This is a genomic window from Flavobacteriaceae bacterium (assembly GCA_003443635.1).
GTDB lineage: Bacteria > Bacteroidota > Bacteroidia > Flavobacteriales > Flavobacteriaceae > AU392.
The window spans coordinates 253,429-274,515 of the sequence record CP031964.1 but is presented as its reverse complement, the minus strand read 5'-3'; the positions used below and the strand labels follow the sequence as shown (position 1 = coordinate 274,515).

The following is a 21,087-nucleotide window of genomic DNA, read 5'->3' as shown; positions in this document are numbered from 1 at the left end:
CACAAAATAAATCTTTAACCTTATAATAATTAGTATAGCATGCAACTGTACAATAACTTAAGTGCTAAAGAAAGAGCAGAACTTATTGAGCAAGCTGGTAAAGAACGCTTGACAATCTCTTTCTATAAATATGCCAAAATTGGCAATCCTGAGCTTTTTAGAAATAACTTATTTGTAACTTGGAATGATCTAGATGTTCTTGGTAGAATTTATATTGCTACCGAAGGAATTAACGCTCAGCTATCTGTACCTGCAGATAATTTTAATGATTTTAAGGAGCATTTAGATACTATTAGTTTTCTTAAAAACGTAAGACTTAATATTGCTATTGAGCATGATAATTTTTCGTTCTTAAAACTAAAAATAAAAGTGCGTTCTAAAATTGTAGCAGATGGACTTAATGACGACTCTTTTGATGTCACCAATAAAGGAATTCATGTTCAAGCAAAAGAATTTAATGCACTTATTGATGACCCAAATACAATTTTGGTAGATATGCGAAACCATTATGAAAGTGAAATAGGACATTTTACAAATGCCATTACACCAGATGTAGATACATTTAGAGACTCTTTACCTATTATAGAAGAGGACTTAAAAGAGCATAAAGAAGATAAAAATCTGGTAATGTATTGTACTGGAGGGATTCGTTGCGAAAAAGCAAGTGCTTATTATAAATATAAAGGCTTTAAAAATGTATATCAATTAGAAGGAGGCATTATAAATTATGTACGTCAAGTAGAAGCACAAGATTTAGAAAATAAATTTATAGGTAAGAATTTTGTGTTTGACGATAGACGCTCAGAACGTATAAGTGAAGATGTAATTGCTAATTGTCATCAATGTGGAAATCCTTGCGATACACATACTAACTGTGCTAATGAGGCTTGTCACTTGCTATTTATACAATGCGAAGATTGCAAACAACAATTAGATAATTGTTGTTCTACAACTTGTAAAGAAGTTTATCATTTACCTAGAGAAGAACAAAAAGCATTACGAAGTGGACAAGGTAATAGCAACGACATTTTTAAGAAAGGACGAGCAGATTATTTGCCATATAAAAAAGATTTGAGAAATATATTTGAAGTTTTTAAGAAATAAGCCTTAAATCATTCTTAATAAGAATATAAAACTAAAGATGCATTGTTTTTAAGTCTTTAGAATAATCTTATATTTACATCAAAAGTTTATAATTGCTAAGTAATCAAATACTTTAGTAGAAATTAAACATAATATTAATCGTCTTCTGGTGCTAAGGCATTCAGAATCAATATATACTAACTAACATGGCTTGTAACAGTTGTTCAACTGGTAAAGATGGTCAACCACGAGGGTGTAAAAATAATGGCACTTGCGGGACAGATAGTTGTAATAAACTAACTGTTTTTGATTGGCTTTCTAATATGTCTCTTCCCAACGGTGAAAAACCTTTTAATTGGATCGAAGTTCGTTTTAAAAACGGCAGAAAACTTTACTATAAAAACACAGAAAACCTAACTCTTAGTATTGGAGATATTGTAGCTACTCAAGCGCAATCTGGACATGATATAGGTATCGTTACACTTACAGGAGAACTTGTAAAAGTTCAAATGAAACGTAAAAATATTGATGATGAAGGAGAGGGAATACTTAAAGTATATCGAAAAGCTTCTCAAAGAGATATAGATATTTGGTCTGCTGCTAGAGATAAAGAAGAGCCGATGAAAGTAAAAGCACGTCAATTTGCTATAGACCTTAAGCTTCAAATGAAGATTTCTGATATCGAATTTCAAGGCGATGCAAGTAAAGCAACATTTTATTATACGGCAGAAGAACGTGTTGATTTTAGAGAACTTATAAAAGTATTCGCAAAAGAATTTAGAACCAGGATCGAAATGAAACAAGTTGGTTTTCGTCAAGAAGCAGCAAGATTAGGAGGTATTGGTTCCTGTGGTAGAGAATTATGCTGTTCGACTTGGCTAACAGATTTCAGGTCTGTAAGCACTTCTGCGGCACGCTATCAACAATTATCATTAAGTCCTCAAAAACTAGCTGGACAATGTGGGAAATTAAAGTGTTGTTTAAATTATGAGCTAGATACTTATTTGGATGCTTTAAAAGATATTCCAAAAACAGAGGTAAAACTTCAAACCGAAAAGGGTACAGCTGTTTGTCAAAAAACAGATATTTTTAAAAGACATATGTGGTATGCCTATGAAGGCGAATGGATGAATTGGCATAAACTTACTGTTGATCAAGCTATAGAAATTATTGCCTTAAATAAAAAGAGAAAAAAAGCAATAAGCCTTGAAGAATATGCAGACGAACTAATAGAAGACACTAAAGTAGATTTTGAAAACGTTGTAGGACAAGATAGTTTAACACGTTTTGATAGTCCAAAAGGTAAAAAGAAACGTAAAACAAATAGAAACAGAAACAAAAGAAAATCTAAAAACAATGCGAAATAAATTAGATTGGTTGGTTATAATCCTCTTTTTTGGCTGTATATCCTGTGACTCTAATCGTGTTTTTGATCAATACAAATCTGTTTCCAATGCGTGGCATAAAGATTCAATTATAGAATTTAAAGTTACTCCACCAGATTCAATTAAAAGATATAATTTATTTGTAAATATTAGAAATACAAATGATTATAAGTACAATAATTTATTTTTAATTGTAGAAATGAGTTTCCCTAATGGAAAGATTATAAAAGACACTTTAGAGTATACAATGGCTAAGCCTAATGGAGAATTACTTGGTTCAGGATTTACAGATATAAAAGAGAATAAATTGTGGTATAAAGAAAATGTTCTGTTTTCTGAAGGAGGTGAGTATAAAATAAATATTCAGCATGCCATGAGAGAAAATGGTAGCGTGGAAGGAATGGATAATTTAGAAGGCATTACAGATATAGGGTTCAGGATAGAAAATGTTATTGGTAATAATTAATTTATGACAACAAAAAAGAAAACCAAACAAAGTACTAGTAAAGCGATAGATTTCACAAAATATATTCGTTGGTTTTGGATATTGTTTTCAACAGGAGTTTTAGCTGTTATCCTAATATTTTTACTAGCATCTTGGGGGGCTTTAGGTGAAATGCCAGATCATACTGCTTTAGAAAATCCAGAAACTAATTTAGCGACTGAAGTTTTTTCTTCAGATGGAGAAACGTTAGGAAAATTCTATTTTAAAGATAATAGAACACCAATTAAATATGAAGAGCTTTCAAAATATTTAATAGATGCTCTAATTGCAACTGAAGATTCACGTTATCATAATCACGCAGGAATTGATGCTAGAGGAACTATTAGAGCATTTGCTTTTTTAGGAAAAAGAGGTGGTGCGAGTACCATTTCGCAGCAGTTAGCACGACAATTATTTGTTGGAGTCAGATCAAAAAATACGTTTCAGGCAGCAACTCAAAAAATTAAAGAATGGGTAATTGCAACTCGTTTAGAAAAACAATATACCAAAGAAGAGATTATAGCTCAGTATTTTAATATTTATGATTTTGGAAACTTTGGAGATGGTATTCGTAGTGCTGCACGTATTTATTTTGGAAAAGAACCCATAGATCTTGATTTAAAAGAATCTGCGATGTTGGTCGGGATGTTTAAAAATTCGTCGTTGTATAATCCCAGGCCAAATCGTAACCCTATAGGCGTTAAAAACAGGCGTAATGTCGTGTTATCCCAAATGGAAAAATACGGATATATTACAGAAACTGTAAAAGATTCAACTCAAAAATTACCTTTATCATTAAATTATACTCCCGAATCTCATGATGCCGGAATGGCAACTTATTTTAGAGAATATTTAAGAGCAGAATTAAAAAAATGGGTCAATGATAAAGAAAACAGGAAACCTGATGGTTCAAAATATAACATTACTAGTGACGGTTTAAAGGTATATACTACAATAGATTCTCGTATGCAAAAATATGCTGAGTTAGCTGTAGCGCAACATATGCCTAGACTTCAAGCAGAATTTTTCCATCAAAATACACCAAAACGTAATCCAACAGCACCGTTTTTAGATTTAACAAGAGGAGCTATAGATACTTTAATGAGAAATGGAATGCGCCAATCTGAACGTTGGCGTCATATGAGATACGATTTAAAAAAACCAGAAGAAGAAATTATAGCTTCTTTTGATAAAGCTATCCCAATGAGTGTATTTTCTTGGAAAGGAGATATCGATACGATTATGACACCAAGAGATTCAATGCGGTATTACAAATCGTTTTTAAGAACAGGGATGTTATCAATGGAGCCTCAAACAGGTCATGTTAAAGCATGGGTAGGTGGTGTAAATTACAAGCATTTTAAATACGATATGGTTAAACAAGGAAAGCGTCAAATAGGCTCTACTTTTAAACCTTTTGTATATGCAGCAGCAATAGACCAATTACATTTATCCCCTTGTGATACATTTCCAGATACCCCTTTTTGTATCGAAAAAGGAAGACATGGTAATGTTGAAGAATGGTGTCCTGAAAATTCTGGTGGAGATACAGATTATGGAGGTTCTAGGACTTTAAGAAATGCTTTAGCACATTCTGTAAATACGATAACAGCACGTTTAATAAACGAAATTGGACCACAACCAGTTATAGATTTAGCACAAAGTTTGGGTGTCGAACAAGATATATTGGCAGTACCATCTATAGCTCTAGGAACACCAGATCTAAGTGTTTACGAAATGGTAGCAGCATATTCTACATTTGCTAATAAAGGTGTTTATACTAAACCAGTTATTATTACACGTATTGAAGATAAAAATGGAACAGTTCTATTTCAGTTTACGCCAGAAACTAAAGATGTGCTAAGTGAAGAAACTGCTTATGTAACGGTTAACTTATTACAGGGTGTTACAGAAGGTGGATCTGGTACACGATTAAAAACTACAGCACCAAGACCAGAACGTCCAGAGTTTAAAGAAATTATTACTGGATATCCTTATGGTTTTGAAAATCACATTGCTGGAAAAACAGGAACAACGCAAAACCAAAGTGATGGTTGGTTTATGGGAATGGTACCTAATTTAGTTACTGGAGTTTGGGTAGGTGCTGAAGATCGTGCCGCTCATTTTAAAACAATTACTTACGGCCAAGGAGCTTCGATGGCGTTGCCTATTTGGGGATTGTATATGAAAAGCTGTTATGCTGACGAAACTCTAAATATTTCTAAAGAAGCATTTGAAAAGCCTGAAAATTTATCGATAGCTGTAGATTGTAACTCAGAAGACGAAGAAACTCCAATAGATCTAGATGATGAACCAGAAATTGATTTTTAATCACTTTTTTAACTAGTTGTCAATTTTCTTTAAATTTAAAGGGTTCCTTAAATAATAAAGATTCTTTATGTTTTCATAACTTGTTAATTCAATCGTTAATCAAAACTAAACTCTTTTTAATGGCTTTTTTATTTCGTAATTTTCCAACTTAAAAATTCGAGTAAATGATTAATAAAAAAGTTGAAACACTAAGTCAAGCTTTAGAAGGTGTTAAGGATAACATGACTTTAATGTTAGGTGGTTTTGGTTTATGTGGTATTCCAGAAAATGCTATTTCAGAATTAGAACGCCTAGGAGTAAAAGGACTTACATGTATTTCTAACAATGCAGGAGTTGATGATTTTGGATTAGGTTTATTACTTCAGGAAAAACAAGTTAAAAAAATGATTTCTTCTTACGTAGGAGAGAATGATGAGTTTGAACGCCAAATGCTTAGTGGTGAATTAGATGTGGAGCTAATCCCTCAAGGTACACTAGCAGAGCGTTGCCGTGCAGCACAAGCAGGATTTCCTGCAATATACACTCCTGCTGGATTTGGGACTGAAGTAGCTGAAGGAAAAGAAACGAGAGAATTTGATGGAAAAATGTATGTGTTAGAACATGCATTTAAAGCAGATTTTGCTTTTGTAAAAGCTTGGAAAGGTGATGAAGCTGGTAACCTAATTTTTAAAGGCACAGCCAGAAATTTTAACCCTAATATGTGTGGCGCTGCAAAAATAACTGTAGCTGAGGTTGAAGAGTTAGTGCCAGTAGGTACTTTAGATCCCAATCAAATACATATTCCTGGAATTTTTGTGCAACGTATATTTCAAGGAAAAGCTTATGAAAAAAGAATAGAACAACGAACAGTGAGAGCTCATAATTAATCAATTAGACGATTAAACTATTATCAAATTATGTTAGACAAAATAGGAATAGCAAAACGTATAGCGAAAGAAGTACAAGATGGTTACTATGTTAATTTAGGAATAGGAATCCCTACTCTGGTCGCAAATTATGTGAGAGAAGACATTGATGTAGAATTTCAGAGTGAAAATGGAGTTTTAGGAATGGGACCTTTCCCATTTGAAGGAGAAGAAGATGCAGATATTATAAATGCAGGAAAACAAACTATTACAACCTTAGATGGAGCTAGTTTTTTTGATTCATCAACTAGTTTCTCGATGATTCGTGGAAAACATGTTCACTTAACTATTTTAGGAGCCATGGAGGTTGCTGAAAATGGAGATATCGCCAATTGGAAAATACCAGGTAAAATGGTAAAAGGAATGGGTGGTGCAATGGATTTAGTGGCTAGCGCTGAAAATATTATCGTAGCAATGATGCATACTAATAAGAAGGGAGAATCTAAACTACTTAAAAAATGCAGCCTGCCATTAACTGGAGTTGGATGTGTAAAAAAAGTAGTTACCAATTTGGCGGTTTTAGAAGTTACGGATGGTGGTTTTAAACTTTTAGAACGAGCACCAGGAGTTTCTATAGAAGAAATTAAAAAGGCAACAGAAGGAACTTTAATTGTTGAAGGCAATGTTCCAGAAATGACTTTAAATTGATGTAATATTAAATCAAAGATGAAGCGTATTGCATTTGAAATGTTAAAATTTAATGCATTTTATCGATTAATTATGTTTTTAATCTGATTAATTGAAAAAATAACCACATATTAGCAGTCCCCGAATTAGTCAAATTAAAATATAGATTCCCAAATCTACCAAGAATTTAACTTATGAACACAACAACAAATCTACCAGAACCTACTTACAAGTTTCAACTTTTTGTTGAAAGCATAAAAAACACTTTTAGACTTATAAAAAATATGTTGCTGTTAACTAAAAAATTGTTGATGCTATAATCCTTTTGGGATAGCATCAATTAATTTTTTAGTATATGTTTTACTCGGGCTTTCATAAATTTTATCAGCATCACCAATTTCTTCAATCTTACCTTTATTCATTACTAGTAATTGATCAGACATATATTTTACTACAGACAGATCATGAGAAATAAAAATATAGGTAAACCCAAACTTTTCTTTTAGTTCATTTAAAAGATTTAAAACTTGAGCTTGAACAGAGATATCTAAAGCAGAAACAGATTCATCACAAACAATTAATTTAGGTTGTAAAGCAATAGTTCTTGCAATACCTATACGTTGCTTCTGCCCTCCAGAAAATTCATGAGGGTAACGATTAAAGTGCTCAGCAGATAAACCAACACGTTCTAGTAATTCGATCACTTTTGTTTTTCGTTCAGTGTTAGAAGAATAAAGCTTATGAACAATCATGGGCTCCATAATTGCCTTACCAATTGAAATTCTTGGATTTAAAGAAGAATAGGGATCTTGAAATATAATTTGAATATCCTTTCGTAAAGCTCGTATAGCTTTTGTATTTAATTGTGTAATATCCTTTCCTTTATATAAAATATGTCCATTCGTAGCTTTGTCTAATTGTAAGATGGCATTCCCTAAAGTAGATTTCCCACAACCTGATTCACCAACTAACCCTAATGTTTCTCCTTCATACAATTTAAAGCTCACATTGTTTACTGCTTTAAATGTATCTGATTTTTTAAATAAACCAGATCGTGAAATGTATTCTTTTTCAATATTTATAATTTCTAATAAAGGTGTTTTTGAATATATTTTTTTATGATTTGCGATTCGTTCACCTTGAGTAATTATGGTATCAGAAATAGTATGATTTATATAATCGTTTATTGTTGGTAATCTTTTTAAACGATTTTTCAAAGAAGGTTTAGAGCTTATTAATGCTTTAGTATAAATATGTTTTGGTGATTTAAAAACCTCTTTTGATGTTCCTTGTTCTACAATCTCTCCTTTATACATTACCAGGACACGATCTGCTATTTCAGAAACTAGAGATAAATCATGAGAAATAAAAATCACACTCATATCATATTTTTCTTGTAGTGTTTTTAGCAGTTTAATAATATCTTTTTGAACAGTTACATCTAATGCTGTAGTAGGTTCATCTGCGATTAAAATTTTTGGATTACATGCAATGGCCATGGCAATCATTACACGTTGTTTTTGCCCTCCAGAGATTTCATGAGGATATTTTTTATAAGTTATCTCTGGTGTTGGAAGCTTCACATTTTCAAAAAGGGAAATGACTTCTGCTTTAGCTTCTGTTTTATTTAAAGATGAATGTTGAGTTAATATTTCCAAAACTTGTTCACCACAAGTCATCGATGGATTTAGAGAGCTCATAGGTTCTTGAAAAATCATAGAAATGAACTTCCCTCTGATGCCTTCTAGATCTTTAGAAGTAAGTTTAGTTAGATCTGAGTTTTCAAAGTAAACTTTCCCTGACTCTATTTTGCTTACATCTTTAGGTAATAAACCCATTATGGCTAATGAAGAAACTGATTTCCCACTTCCAGATTCGCCTACAATTCCCAGAATTTCATTTTTGAACAATGAAAAAGAGATAGATTTTACAACAGTACTTTTACCGAAAGCAACAGATAAATTTTCAATTTTGATTAAAGACAATGGATGATATATTTTTTATAACAAGATAGGATATTTTTATAACAAAACAGAGAATATTTAATTTATTGAAATGTTATAGAAAAGTGTAATTCATCGAAAATTTCTGTCATTTAAATGTAATTCATCGAAAATTCTTGCACTTTGTAAGAGATTAAACATTTTTTTAACATCTTTAAGGAAATTTTAACACAAACCATTTTAAACACTAACCAATGAAAAAAAAATTACTTTGGCTAATAAGCTCTATTACAATAGTAGCTTTATTAGCTTTTATTTTTACCACGAAAACACCTTCTAATACAGAGTATTCTGTAGAAGAGTTAAGGGAAAAACATGCTGAAATACTTAAAAACAGCCCCTTTAAAGAAACTATCAAGCTTAATAAGAAAGAGCGTAAAGCACAGGGACTTCCTCCAAACAGATATTATGAACAAATGTGGGAGCTTTCTGTAAATCCATCTACAGGAAAATTAGATGATGGAGAACTTGTAGAGTTACAAAATCAAATTAAGAGTAATCGTTCTAATGGATCTAATTTAGGAGATTTAGTAATTAGCTCTACACCAGGGAGTAGTAGTACAAATTCTTGGGATGAAAGAGGCCCCAATGATGTAGGGGGGCGAACAAGAGTGATGCTTTTTGATCCTAATGATACTAGCAATAGAAGAGTTTTTGCTGGAGGTGTTAGTGGAGGTCTTTGGGTTAACAACGATATTACTTCAGCATCCTCATCATGGTCTAGAATACAAAACGTACCAGGAAATTTATCTGTAACATCAATAACTGTTGACCCTAGAAACTCTAACACATGGTATGTAGGTACAGGAGAACAATATACTGCAGGAGATGTAGTTGGTAATGGAGTTTACAAATCAACAGATGGGGGTAATACTTGGAATGCAATAAATATTCCGCCAGCTGGAGCTACAACATTTGATTTTAACGCATCAAACTTATTTTTATCTGGAATATATTATGTTAATGATATAATTGCTTGGGACAATGGCTCATCTACAGAATTATTCGTAGGAGTTGGAGCTCATGTATATGGTGATGCATCTAATCCGACAAACTGGCTAGGGTTACAAACAGCTGGTTTATATAGATCCACTAATGGAGGAACTACATGGAGTAGAGTAGAATCTGCTAATATGCAATTTGATTTTAGTGGAGCAACATATAACTTTATACCTAATGACTTTGAAATAGGTGCAGATAATAAATTATGGATGGGTACGATAACAACACCAGGTATTGGAGGTGGAGGTGGAGGTAGAGTATTTAGCTCTACTAACGGAAGTACTTGGACAGAAGCTGGAGGCTCACCTCTTACAGATTCTAATAGAGTAGAAATAGCAGTATCTTCTACTAATGCAAATAAAATGTACGCTCTTACTCAAGGAGTTAGTAGCCCAGTACATATTTATAGTACTACTAATGGATTTGCATCTACTAGTACATCTGCATTACCAAATGATGCTGATAATGGAATTTCTGCAAATGATTTTACAAGAGGACAAGCGTTTTATGATCTAATGATTGAAGTAGATCCTTCAAACGATAATATTCTTTATGTGGGAGGAATAGATTTATTTAGATCTACAAATAGTGCTTCTTCATGGACACAAATTTCAAAATGGTCTAACAACCCAGGACTTAATACATTACCAGTTCCGTTAGTGCATGCAGATCAACATGCAATGACATTCAGACCAGGAAATTCTAATCAAGCAGTTTTTGGAAATGATGGAGGTATTTATTACGCATCAAACTTGTCTGCTGCACAAAGTAGTGGTAGTGCCATAGGAGTTAGAAACAATAATTACAATGTAACTCAATATGTAAAAGCAGGAATAGGGCCAAATGGAACAGGAGATCTTACTGGTATTTTTACTGCTGGAGCTCAAGATAATGGTAGTCAAGCTTTTAGAAATGCTACAGCTGGAATAAACGGATCAGAAGAGTTATCTGATGGTGATGGTTTTTATACGTTTGTAGATAAAGATGGCCAATACATGATTGCTACTTTTGTCAATAATGTTATTTATAGATTTAGCTTACCATGGAATGGATTAGGAAGACGTCAAGGTGGAGCCACAACATTATCAAATGATCAAAGCCGTGGAGATTTTGTAAATCCAATGGGTTATGATAGTGATGCAAATCGTTTATTAACTAATAATTCAAATGCTACTCAAAATGCAATTAAATCAATTAATGTTGCATCTAATACAAATGGTAGCATTACAAATGCAGCATTAACAGCAAGCCCAACTGCTTTTAGAGCATCGCCTTTTGCAAATAATGTTTGGCATGTTGGATTGGCAAACGGAGGATTGCTAAGATTAACAGGTGTTACAAATACAAATGCAAACTTTACAACGATTACAACACCGTTTGTAGGTTCAATTTCTTCTATAAGATATGGAGTAACTGCTAATGATTTAATGGTTACAGTCCATAACTATGGAGTTGTTAATGTATGGTCTTCTTCTGATGCGGGAGCAACTTGGGATAATAAAGAAGGAGATCTTCCAAATTTACCAGTTAGAGATATATTACAAAATCCGCTAAGTAGAAATGAAGCTATTGTGGCAACTCAAATGGGAGTATGGACTACAGATAACTTTAATAGTGCAAATCCAAATTGGGTGCAATCGTTTAATGGTATGAGTGATGCAAGTGTAACATCATTTGATTATTGGGCAAAAAATGGAAATGATAATGATCATATAATCATTGCATCTACTTATGGTAGAGGTGTGTTTACAGGCTCGTTTACAGCAACAACAGTAGTAGATTTGGAAGCGCCATCTGCACCAGCAAATTTAACAGCTTCTAACATTACAGAAACTACAATAGATTTGGATTGGTCTGCTTCTACAGATAATATAGGAGTTACAGCATACGACGTATCACAAGATGGAGTTGTAATTGCTACAGTTCCAGGAACTAACTATCAAGCTACTGGTTTAACAGCAAACACTACATATGCATTTAGCATAGTTGCTAAAGATGGTGCAGGAAATACGTCATCAGCAAGTAATACAATAAATGCAACCACATTAGAGGCAGGAGCTCCAGTACCATGTACAGGACCATCAGTATCGGTATTTCCTTATTCTGAAAGCTTTGAAGGTGGTTTAGGTCTATGGACTCAATCTGCAGCAGATGATATAGATTGGACTCAAAGAAGTGGATCAACACCATCAGTTACTTCTGGCCCTACAGGACCATTAAGTGCATCTGTAGGTTCACAGTATTTGTATACAGAATCTTCAGGGAATGGAGTTGGTTTCCCAAATATGCAAGCTATTTTAAACTCACCATGTTTTGATTTGTCAGGACGCCAGAATGCACAATTTACATTTGATTATCATATGTTTGGAGCAACAATGGGAGACTTAGTTATAGAAATAAGTACCGATAATGGAACTACTTATTCAGCTATTTCAAATACAGCAATAGCAACAAATGGAGTAAATCCTGGAGCTAACCCTATAAGTGGCCAACAACAAGTTACTAATGGAGAAGCATGGAGAACTCAAGTTATAGACCTTTCTCAATATGATGGTCAAATGATTAGATTGAGAATATCAGGAACAACTGCTAATAGCTTTTCGAGTGATATCGCTATTGATAATATTAATTTAACGATTTCTGCACCTGCAGACACAGAATCACCTAGTGCACCTGAGAGTTTGGTGTCTAGTAATACGACATTTAATAGTACAGATTTAAGTTGGGGAGCTTCTACAGATAATGTGGGGGTAACAGGCTATGATGTATTACAAGATGGAGTAGTAATAGCAACGGTAGCAAATACGACGTATCAAGTAACAGGATTATCAGGAGACACATCATATGCATTTATAGTGAGAGCAGAAGATGCAGCAGGAAATGAGTCAGCGAATAGTAATACAGTAAATGTAACCACGCTAACACCACCAGACACACAATCACCGAGTGCCCCGACGAATTTAACAGCGTCAGGAACAACACTTACAACCACAGATTTAAGTTGGGGAGCTTCTACAGATAATGTAGGCGTAACAGGATATGATGTATTGCGAGATGGGATAGTAATAGCAACAGTCACAGGCACAAATTATCAAGCGGTAGGCTTAACAGAAAGTACGAGTTATGCCTTTGTAGTAAGAGCAGAAGATGCAGCAGGGAATCAATCTGGTAATAGTAATACAGTAAATGTAACGACATTAACACCACCAGACACGCAAGCACCTAGTGCACCGACAAATTTAACAGCGAGTAATACAACACAGACGAGTACAGATTTAAGTTGGACACAATCTACAGATAATGTAGGAGTAACGAGTTATGATGTATCACAAGACGGAATAGTAGTAGCAACAGTAACAGGTACAAATTATCAAGTGACAGGATTAACAGCGAGTACAAGCTATGCTTTTACAGTAAGAGCAGAAGACGCAGCAGGGAATCAGTCGGGGAATAGTAATACAGTCAATGTTACTACATTAGATATTCCAACAAATACAGGATGTTCGAATGGGATCAATAGTTTCCCATATAGCGAAGGCTTTGAGAGTGGATTAGGAACTTGGACCCAATCTACAGCAGATGATAACAATTGGACGGTAAACTCAGGAGGCACTCCATCACAAGGGACAGGTCCATCGTCTGCTATAGAGGGGAGTTCATATGTATTTGTAGAAGCATCAGTAAATGGGACAGGCTTTCCAAATATTCGATCTATATTGAATTCACCGTGTTTTGATCTTTCAAATTTAACAGAAGCAACCTTTACGTTTCAGAATCATATGTTTGGATCAAATGATTTTGGAAGTATAGATTTAGAGATTAGTGATGATGATGGAGCGACATGGACGAGTATATGGAGTCGTACAGGAAATCAGGGTAATCAATGGAATACAGCTAATGTAGATTTAACGTCATATGTTGGAGGAAGTGTACAGTTACGATTTAATAGAGTAACGGGAGGCATTTGGCAAGCAGATTTTGCATTAGACAATATTAGTTTAACAGATGGAGCAGCGCCACCGCCGCCAGCATGTACAGGGTCATCAGTATCATCATTTCCATATACAGAGACGTTTAACTCAGGGATAGGGTTATGGAGTCAAGATACGGCAGATCAAGGGAATTGGACATTAGATGCTAATGGAACTCCATCAAATAGTACAGGGCCATCGAATGATTTTACAGGAGGAGGAAACTATTTCTTTACAGAAGCATCTAACAATCGAGATCCTGGACCAAATGCGACAGTAAATCTAATAAGCCCATGTTTTGATTTAACGAATAGTCAGAATGCTAGTTTTTCTTTCTACTATCATATGTTTGGATCTAATATGGGAAGTCTACGATTAGATGTGAGTGATGATAATGGATCAAGTTGGACAACATTAACGACACTAACTGGACAACAACAGGGTAGTAATGGAGCTGCATGGTTACAGAGAACGGTTGATTTAGGTGCATATGATGGGCAGGTGATCAAGTTAAGATTATCAGGAACGACAGGAAATGGCTTTAGGAGTGATATGGCTGTAGATCAATTAAGCTTAACAGCTTCGGCAAGTACTTCAGGAGAAGAAGATGATGATAGGAGATTATTTGGTAATAATTTAGATATTAATGACATTGTACTATATCCAAATCCAGTACAGGGTAATACATTAAATGTATCATCAAATTTTGATGATTTGAGTTATGAGGTTTATAATATTATAGGTCAAGTAGTCTCAAAAGGAAAGGTGATTAATAAGGTAATAAATGTTAGTGAATTAACTTCAGCAGTATATCATATAAGATTTACTACAGGAGAAGAAACAATAACTAAACGTTTTATTAAGCGATAATTAATTATAACTAACCAACCTTTAAAAGACCCAGGTGTAATAACCTGGGCTTTTTTGTATATGATGATTTAATAAACAATTTCTTAAAAATAGAACATAGTTTTTTAAATTTTAACAAAATGTAAGAATATAAGTAAGTGATATTACGGTAAAACCGTAAATTTAATTGTAATCCATAAATAGTTGACTTTAGAAGTTATTTAACTTCGAAAAAAATGTAACTTCAAGCTAGGATTAATTAATATTTTCCATTTAACCAATTAATACACGATGAAAAAAACTACCCTCATTACTGTTGGGCTATTCTTTTTTGTACAAATTATTTTATCTCAAAGTACGCATAAAAGAATAATTGTACCCAGTGACTCACAAAGCACAATTAACTTGTTATTAGAACAAGGTATCGATTTAAAATGTGGAGCTATTTTTAAGAACAACTCTATCCAACTAGAACTCTCAGGGTTTGAATTGGAGAAATTAAACGAAAGCGGAATTAATTACACAGTAGAAATCGAAGATTTAATAAAATACTATGACGAAAGAATTACTCAAAATATTGAATTAGCTAGGTCACAGTTGACCATAGAAAAGTCGTTAACTCCATCTATTTCACAAATTTCAGATATTAATTTAGATGGAACTATTGCTTCAGCTGCTTCAATTACTAGTACAACAACAGACAACTTTTTACAATATGCCGAGTGTGATGAAGTTGATTGGGCAGTTCCTGCTAATTTTAATTTAAACCCAAATCCAGCTCCTAATTCTTTTGGAGGCTGTCTCACAGTAAGTCAAGTAGAAGCTGAACTAGATCAAATGAGGGCATTATACCCTAATCTTATTTCTGTTAAAATGGATGCTTCACCAACTGGAGAGCTAACTAGAGGAAACACTTTAGGTAGTGCCACATTTCCTGGACAAACAGTATATTATGTGCGTATTTCCGATAACCCTGATACAGATGAAGCAAATGAGCCAGAGGTATTATATACATCTATGATTCATGCTAGAGAAGTAAGTAGTTTAATGAGTAACCTTTTTTATATGTGGTACTTGTTAGAAAACTATAATTCTGACCCAGCAATTAAAAATTTAGTAGATAATAATGAAATGTATTTTGTTCCAGTAGTAAATCCAGATGGATTGAGATGGAATGAAATTATTACTCCAAATGGAGGAGGTCTACAAAGAAAAAATTTAAGAGTAAATTCTGGAGATTCTGGAAGTACAAGTTCAAATAATACGAATAGAGGAGTAGATTTAAATAGAAATTTTGATTATTTATTTGGATCTGCGGGAGACTCTAATGGATCTTCAGGAACACCAAGTAGTGATTCTTATAGAGGACCATCTGCTTTTTCAGAACCTGAATCAAGAATCTTAAGAGATTTTGTATTATCGCGAAATTTTGAAACCGCATTAATGCATCACTCTTCTGCAAATTCAATTCCACACCCTTATGGAGGAATACCATCTAGAGTATCTGGTAGAGAAGATGAAATGCATAAATGGCATGAAGATATGACTCGATTTAATCGCTATGTATCTGGAGCTACTATTTTTACACCAGCTAATGGTATTGCAGACGATTGGATGTTAGGAGGTACTACTGATGGAAATGGATCTGTAGGGTCAGGACGTAATATTTTAGCATCTACGCCAGAGCATGGCCTAGGAAGTGAAGGAGGTTTTTGGCCTAACCCAGTTAATATTGTCCCTATTGCAAAACGTGCCATGCGAATTAATCTGATGAATGCATATTATGCGGGTCAGTATGCAAAACTTAACGACTTAACGAAAACAAATATCTCTAATTTAACATCTAACCTTGAATTTGGTATTGAGCGTATAGGGCAAACCAATAGCGATTTTACATTAACTGTAACACCAGTGTCTCTTAATATAACTTCTATTACGTCACCTAGTGTACAAACAGGGATGACTATTTTAGAACAACGTAATATTACTGCACAATTACAATTAAATGCTGGGATTCAGCCAAATGAAAAAATAGAGTATAATGTAAAACTATCTAATGGTAATGGTGTTGTATTTTATGATGCTAATTTTGAAAAAATATACCAACCTAACATAATATTTTCCGATAACCCAGATACAGACGGATTAAGTAATTGGACTGTTTCTGGGGGGAATTGGGTGACTTCTACAACGAATCCATTTTCAGGAACTACAGCAATAAAATCTGGATCAACTGTACCATATGCTAATAACGCAAATAGTACATTGACTTCGGCAGGTACTTTCGATTTTTCGAGTTCTAGTGAAGTAATTATTCAATTTTATTCAAGATGGGATTTAGAACGTAATTTTGATTTTGTTGAAATTGAAGGTTCAACTAATGGAACTACATGGCAACCATTGTGTGGTGTTTATAATAAGCCAGAAGCTCCAGCATCTAATAATGATCATGCTGATAAGGCTAGTACTAATGAATCCTTTCAGCAAAACAATAGTTCTGGGCGTGTTTATGATGGTGACCAAATGAATAAATGGGTTATGGAAGAAATAGTTGTAGATGCAACACATAATAGTTTTTTATTAAATGCTACCAATGCTCAAATTCGTTTTAGATTTAGAACAGATAGTAACAATAGACCAGAAAATTACTCGACAGATTACAGCGGATTTTTTATAGATGATTTTACAATTACAGGAGTTTCAGTTCCATGTGTAACATCTGTGCCAACAAATGTTGTAGCATCTGGGATTACTCAAACTGAAGCGACGATTAATTGGAATAGTATTCCTTCAGCAACTTATGATTTAAGATATAGAGTTGTCGGCACTTCTACTTGGACAGATATTTTAGATTTAGCAACAGCTAATTCTAATCTTACTGGACTTACAGCTTCTACAGATTATGAAGTACAAGTAAGAAGTAAATGTGGTTCAGGTAATAATTCTGCATATAGTAGCTCAACAGCATTTACAACATTAGATGAAGCACCAATTACGTATTGTGATTCAGCTAGTGGAAACGCAAGTGAAGAATTTATAAGTAGAGTACAATTAAATACGATTGATAATAGTTCTACTGGACAAGTATATACAGATTTTACAAATATCTCTACAGTACTAACTAAAGAAGAACAATATACAATTACAATAACACCAACATGGACAGGGACAGTTTATAACGAAGCGTATTCTGTATGGATAGATTATAATAGAAATGGAGATTTTACAGATCCTGGAGAGCAAGTGTTAACTTCAGCACCATCACAATCTACTTCAATTAGCGGTAATTTTGTTGTACCAGTTGGAGCAGTAGAAAACTCAACAAGAATGCGTGTATCGATGAAGTACAACGCAGCACCAACGCCATGCGAAACATTTCAATTTGGAGAGGTAGAAGACTACACTATTGTAATACAAGGGTCAGGCCCAGATATTGAAGCGCCTAGTGCGCCAACAAATTTAGTTGCAAATAATACTGCACAAACCACCACAGATTTAAGTTGGTCAGCCTCAACAGATAATGTAGGAGTTACAGGCTATGATGTACTGCAAGATGGAACTGTTATTGCTACAGTAACAGGTCTAACATATCAAGTAACAGGTTTAATAGAAAGCACAGATTATCAATTTAGTATTGTTGCTAAAGATGCAGCAGATAATGTATCTGTAGCCAGTAACGTTGTTAATGTAACAACTTTAGACCCACCAGATACAGAATCACCTAGTGCACCAACAAATTTGGTGGCGAATAATACAACACAAACGACTACAGATTTGAGTTGGACAGCCTCTACAGATAATGTAGGAGTTACGGACTATGATATACTACAAGATGGAACTAATATAGCAACAGTAACAGGTTTAACACATCAAGTAACAGGGTTGACAGCAAGTACATCTTATAACTTTAGTATTGTTGCAAAAGACGCCGCAGGAAATGTATCTATAGCCAGTAACATTGTAAATATAGTCACGCCAGATACAGAATCCCCAACTGCACCAACAAATTTGATAGCTAATAATATCACACAAACGAGTACGGATTTAAATTGGACTGCTTCTACAGATAATGTAGGAGTTACTGAATATGATGTATCTCAGGATGGAATTATTATAGCAAATGTTACAGGAACAACATATCAAGTAACAGGATTAATAGAAAGTACATCTTATAGTTTTAGTATTACAGCCAAAGATGCGGCAGGTAATGTATCACCTGCAAGCAATGTAGAAAACATAACTACATTAGACCCACCAGACACAGAATCACCTAGTGCACCTGAGAGTTTGGTGTCTAGTAATACGACATTTAATAGTACAGATTTAAGTTGGGGAGCTTCTACAGATAATGTGGGGGTAACAGGCTATGATGTATTACAAGATGGAGTAGTAATAGCAACGGTAGCAAATACGACGTATCAAGTAACAGGATTATCAGGAGACACATCATATGCATTTATAGTGAGAGCAGAAGATGCAGCAGGAAATGAGTCAGCGAATAGTAATACAGTAAATGTAACCACGCTAACACCACCAGACACACAATCACCGAGTGCCCCGACGAATTTAACAGCGTCAGGAACAACACTTACAACCACAGATTTAAGTTGGGGAGCTTCTACAGATAATGTAGGCGTAACAGGATATGATGTATTGCGAGATGGGATAGTAATAGCAACAGTCACAGGCACAAATTATCAAGCGGTAGGCTTAACAGAAAGTACGAGTTATGCCTTTGTAGTAAGAGCAGAAGATGCAGCAGGGAATCAATCTGGTAATAGTAATACAGTAAATGTAACGACATTAACACCACCAGACACGCAAGCACCTAGTGCACCGACAAATTTAACAGCGAGTAATACAACACAGACGAGTACAGATTTAAGTTGGACACAATCTACAGATAATGTAGGAGTAACGAGTTATGATGTATCACAAGACGGAATAGTAGTAGCAACAGTAACAGGTACAAATTATCAAGTGACAGGATTAACAGCGAGTACAAGCTATGCTTTTACAGTAAGAGCAGAAGACGCAGCAGGGAATCAGTCGGGGAATAGTAATACAGTCAATGTTACTACATTAGATATTCCAACAAATACAGGATGTTCGAATGGGATCAATAGTTTCCCATATAGCGAAGGCTTTGAGAGTGGATTAGGAACTTGGACCCAATCTACAGCAGATGATAACAATTGGACGGTAAACTCAGGAGGCACTCCATCACAAGGGACAGGTCCATCGTCTGCTATAGAGGGGAGTTCATATGTATTTGTAGAAGCATCAGTAAATGGGACAGGCTTTCCAAATATTCGATCTATATTGAATTCACCGTGTTTTGATCTTTCAAATTTAACAGAAGCAACCTTTACGTTTCAGAATCATATGTTTGGATCAAATGATTTTGGAAGTATAGATTTAGAGATTAGTGATGATGATGGAGCGACATGGACGAGTATATGGAGTCGTACAGGAAATCAGGGTAATCAATGGAATACAGCTAATGTAGATTTAACGTCATATGTTGGAGGAAGTGTACAGTTACGATTTAATAGAGTAACGGGAGGCATTTGGCAAGCAGATTTTGCATTAGACAATATTAGTTTAACTGAAGGAGCTCCCGAACCTCCAACAGGATGTTCAGGAGGTATTACATCATTTCCATATGAAGAAAGTTTTGAAAATAACTTAGGAGCTTGGACACAATCTACAGCAGATGATATTAATTGGACAGTAGATGCCAATGGCACTCCATCTAACGGGACAGGACCGTCCTCGGCTATAGATGGTAATTCTTATGTTTATGTAGAAGCTTCAGGTCAAGGGACAGGCTTTCCAAATATGAGAGCTATATTAAATTCGCCTTGTTTTGATCTAAGTAATGAAACCTCAGCTACATTTGATTTTAATTATCATATGTTTGGATCAAATGATTTTGGTAGTATAGTATTAGAAGCTAGTAATGATAGTGGATTAACTTGGACTTCACTTTGGAGTTTAACTGGCAATCAAGGAAATCAATGGAATACTGCTAATATAGATTTAACATTATATGTTGGCGGGAGTGTTCAGCTACGATTTAATAGAGTAACGGGAGGAACTTGGCAAGCAGATTTTGCATTAGATAATGTTGAGTTAAATACTTCATCTGTGGCACAGCAAGTTGAAAACCCTATTTTATCAAATCAAAATAGTTTATCATCTATTAACGACATTGTATTATATCCAAATCCAGTACAGGGTAATACATTAAATGTATCATCAAATTTTGATGATTTGAGTTATGAGGTTTATAATATTATAGGTCAAGTAGTCTCAAAAGGAAAGGTAATTAATAAGGTAATAAATGTTAGTGAATTAACTTCAGCAGTATATCATATAAGATTTACTACAGGAGAAGAAACAATAACTAAACGTTTTATTAAGCGATAATTAATTTTAACCATC

General features: G+C 34.3%; 9 protein-coding genes. 8 read left to right on the top strand and 1 reads right to left on the bottom strand.

What is annotated here, in order from left to right; all coding sequences use genetic code 11:
* Positions 1-39: 39 nt before the first annotated feature.
* The 6 genes from D1817_01185 (at position 40) to D1817_01160 (ending at position 6,836) form a co-directional block, all read left to right on the top strand.
* Positions 40-1,104, top strand: coding sequence for a rhodanese-related sulfurtransferase (locus D1817_01185; protein AXT18527.1), 1,065 nt, complete (start codon positions 40-42; stop codon positions 1,102-1,104).
* A 185-nt stretch (positions 1,105-1,289) separates the two neighbouring features.
* Positions 1,290-2,450, top strand: coding sequence for a hypothetical protein (locus D1817_01180; protein ID AXT18526.1), 1,161 nt, complete (start codon positions 1,290-1,292; stop codon positions 2,448-2,450).
* A complete protein-coding gene (gene gldH / locus D1817_01175) occupies positions 2,440-2,934 on the top strand; it encodes a gliding motility lipoprotein GldH (GenBank protein AXT21196.1) in 495 nt (164 codons plus the stop codon). Before D1817_01180 ends, gldH begins: the two co-directional genes overlap by 11 nt.
* 3 nt (positions 2,935-2,937) lie before the next feature.
* Positions 2,938-5,283: a penicillin-binding protein gene (locus tag D1817_01170; protein ID AXT18525.1), complete on the top strand. Its 2,346-nt coding sequence runs from the start codon at positions 2,938-2,940 to the stop codon at positions 5,281-5,283.
* Between the two features lie 164 nt (positions 5,284-5,447).
* Positions 5,448-6,149: a CoA transferase subunit A gene (locus D1817_01165; GenBank protein ID AXT18524.1), complete on the top strand. Its 702-nt coding sequence runs from the start codon at positions 5,448-5,450 to the stop codon at positions 6,147-6,149.
* A 30-nt stretch (positions 6,150-6,179) separates the two neighbouring features.
* Entirely contained in the window at positions 6,180-6,836 is a 657-nt protein-coding gene (locus D1817_01160) for a 3-oxoacid CoA-transferase subunit B (GenBank protein ID AXT18523.1), read from the top strand.
* 293 nt (positions 6,837-7,129) lie between these two features.
* On the opposite strand, the gene D1817_01155 is transcribed toward D1817_01160, so the two are convergent.
* Positions 7,130-8,800, bottom strand: coding sequence for an ABC transporter ATP-binding protein (locus D1817_01155; GenBank protein AXT18522.1), 1,671 nt, complete (start codon positions 8,798-8,800; stop codon positions 7,130-7,132).
* 212 nt (positions 8,801-9,012) lie between these two features.
* Between D1817_01155 and D1817_01150 the strand changes: the two genes are divergently transcribed.
* Both D1817_01150 and D1817_01145 read left to right on the top strand, forming a co-directional pair.
* Positions 9,013-14,661 carry a T9SS C-terminal target domain-containing protein gene (locus D1817_01150; protein AXT18521.1) on the top strand — a complete coding sequence of 1,883 codons (5,649 nt, stop codon included), beginning with the start codon at positions 9,013-9,015 and terminating at the stop codon, positions 14,659-14,661.
* Positions 14,662-14,931: 270 nt separating this feature from the next.
* Positions 14,932-21,072, top strand: coding sequence for a T9SS C-terminal target domain-containing protein (locus tag D1817_01145; protein ID AXT18520.1), 6,141 nt, complete (start codon positions 14,932-14,934; stop codon positions 21,070-21,072).
* The last annotated feature ends 15 nt before the right edge of the window (positions 21,073-21,087 follow it).

Excerpts from the sequence above, each read along its gene's own strand:
- D1817_01185 (AXT18527.1), top strand. The coding sequence starts at position 40 with ATGCAACTGTACAATAACTTAAGTGCTAAAGAAAGAGCAGAACTTATT.
- D1817_01180 (AXT18526.1), top strand. The coding sequence starts at position 1,290 with ATGGCTTGTAACAGTTGTTCAACTGGTAAAGATGGTCAACCACGAGGG.
- gldH (AXT21196.1), top strand. The coding sequence starts at position 2,440 with ATGCGAAATAAATTAGATTGGTTGGTTATAATCCTCTTTTTTGGCTGT.
- D1817_01170 (AXT18525.1), top strand. The coding sequence starts at position 2,938 with ATGACAACAAAAAAGAAAACCAAACAAAGTACTAGTAAAGCGATAGAT.
- D1817_01165 (AXT18524.1), top strand. The coding sequence starts at position 5,448 with ATGATTAATAAAAAAGTTGAAACACTAAGTCAAGCTTTAGAAGGTGTT.
- D1817_01160 (AXT18523.1), top strand. The coding sequence starts at position 6,180 with ATGTTAGACAAAATAGGAATAGCAAAACGTATAGCGAAAGAAGTACAA.
- D1817_01150 (AXT18521.1), top strand. The coding sequence starts at position 9,013 with ATGAAAAAAAAATTACTTTGGCTAATAAGCTCTATTACAATAGTAGCT.
- D1817_01145 (AXT18520.1), top strand. The coding sequence starts at position 14,932 with ATGAAAAAAACTACCCTCATTACTGTTGGGCTATTCTTTTTTGTACAA.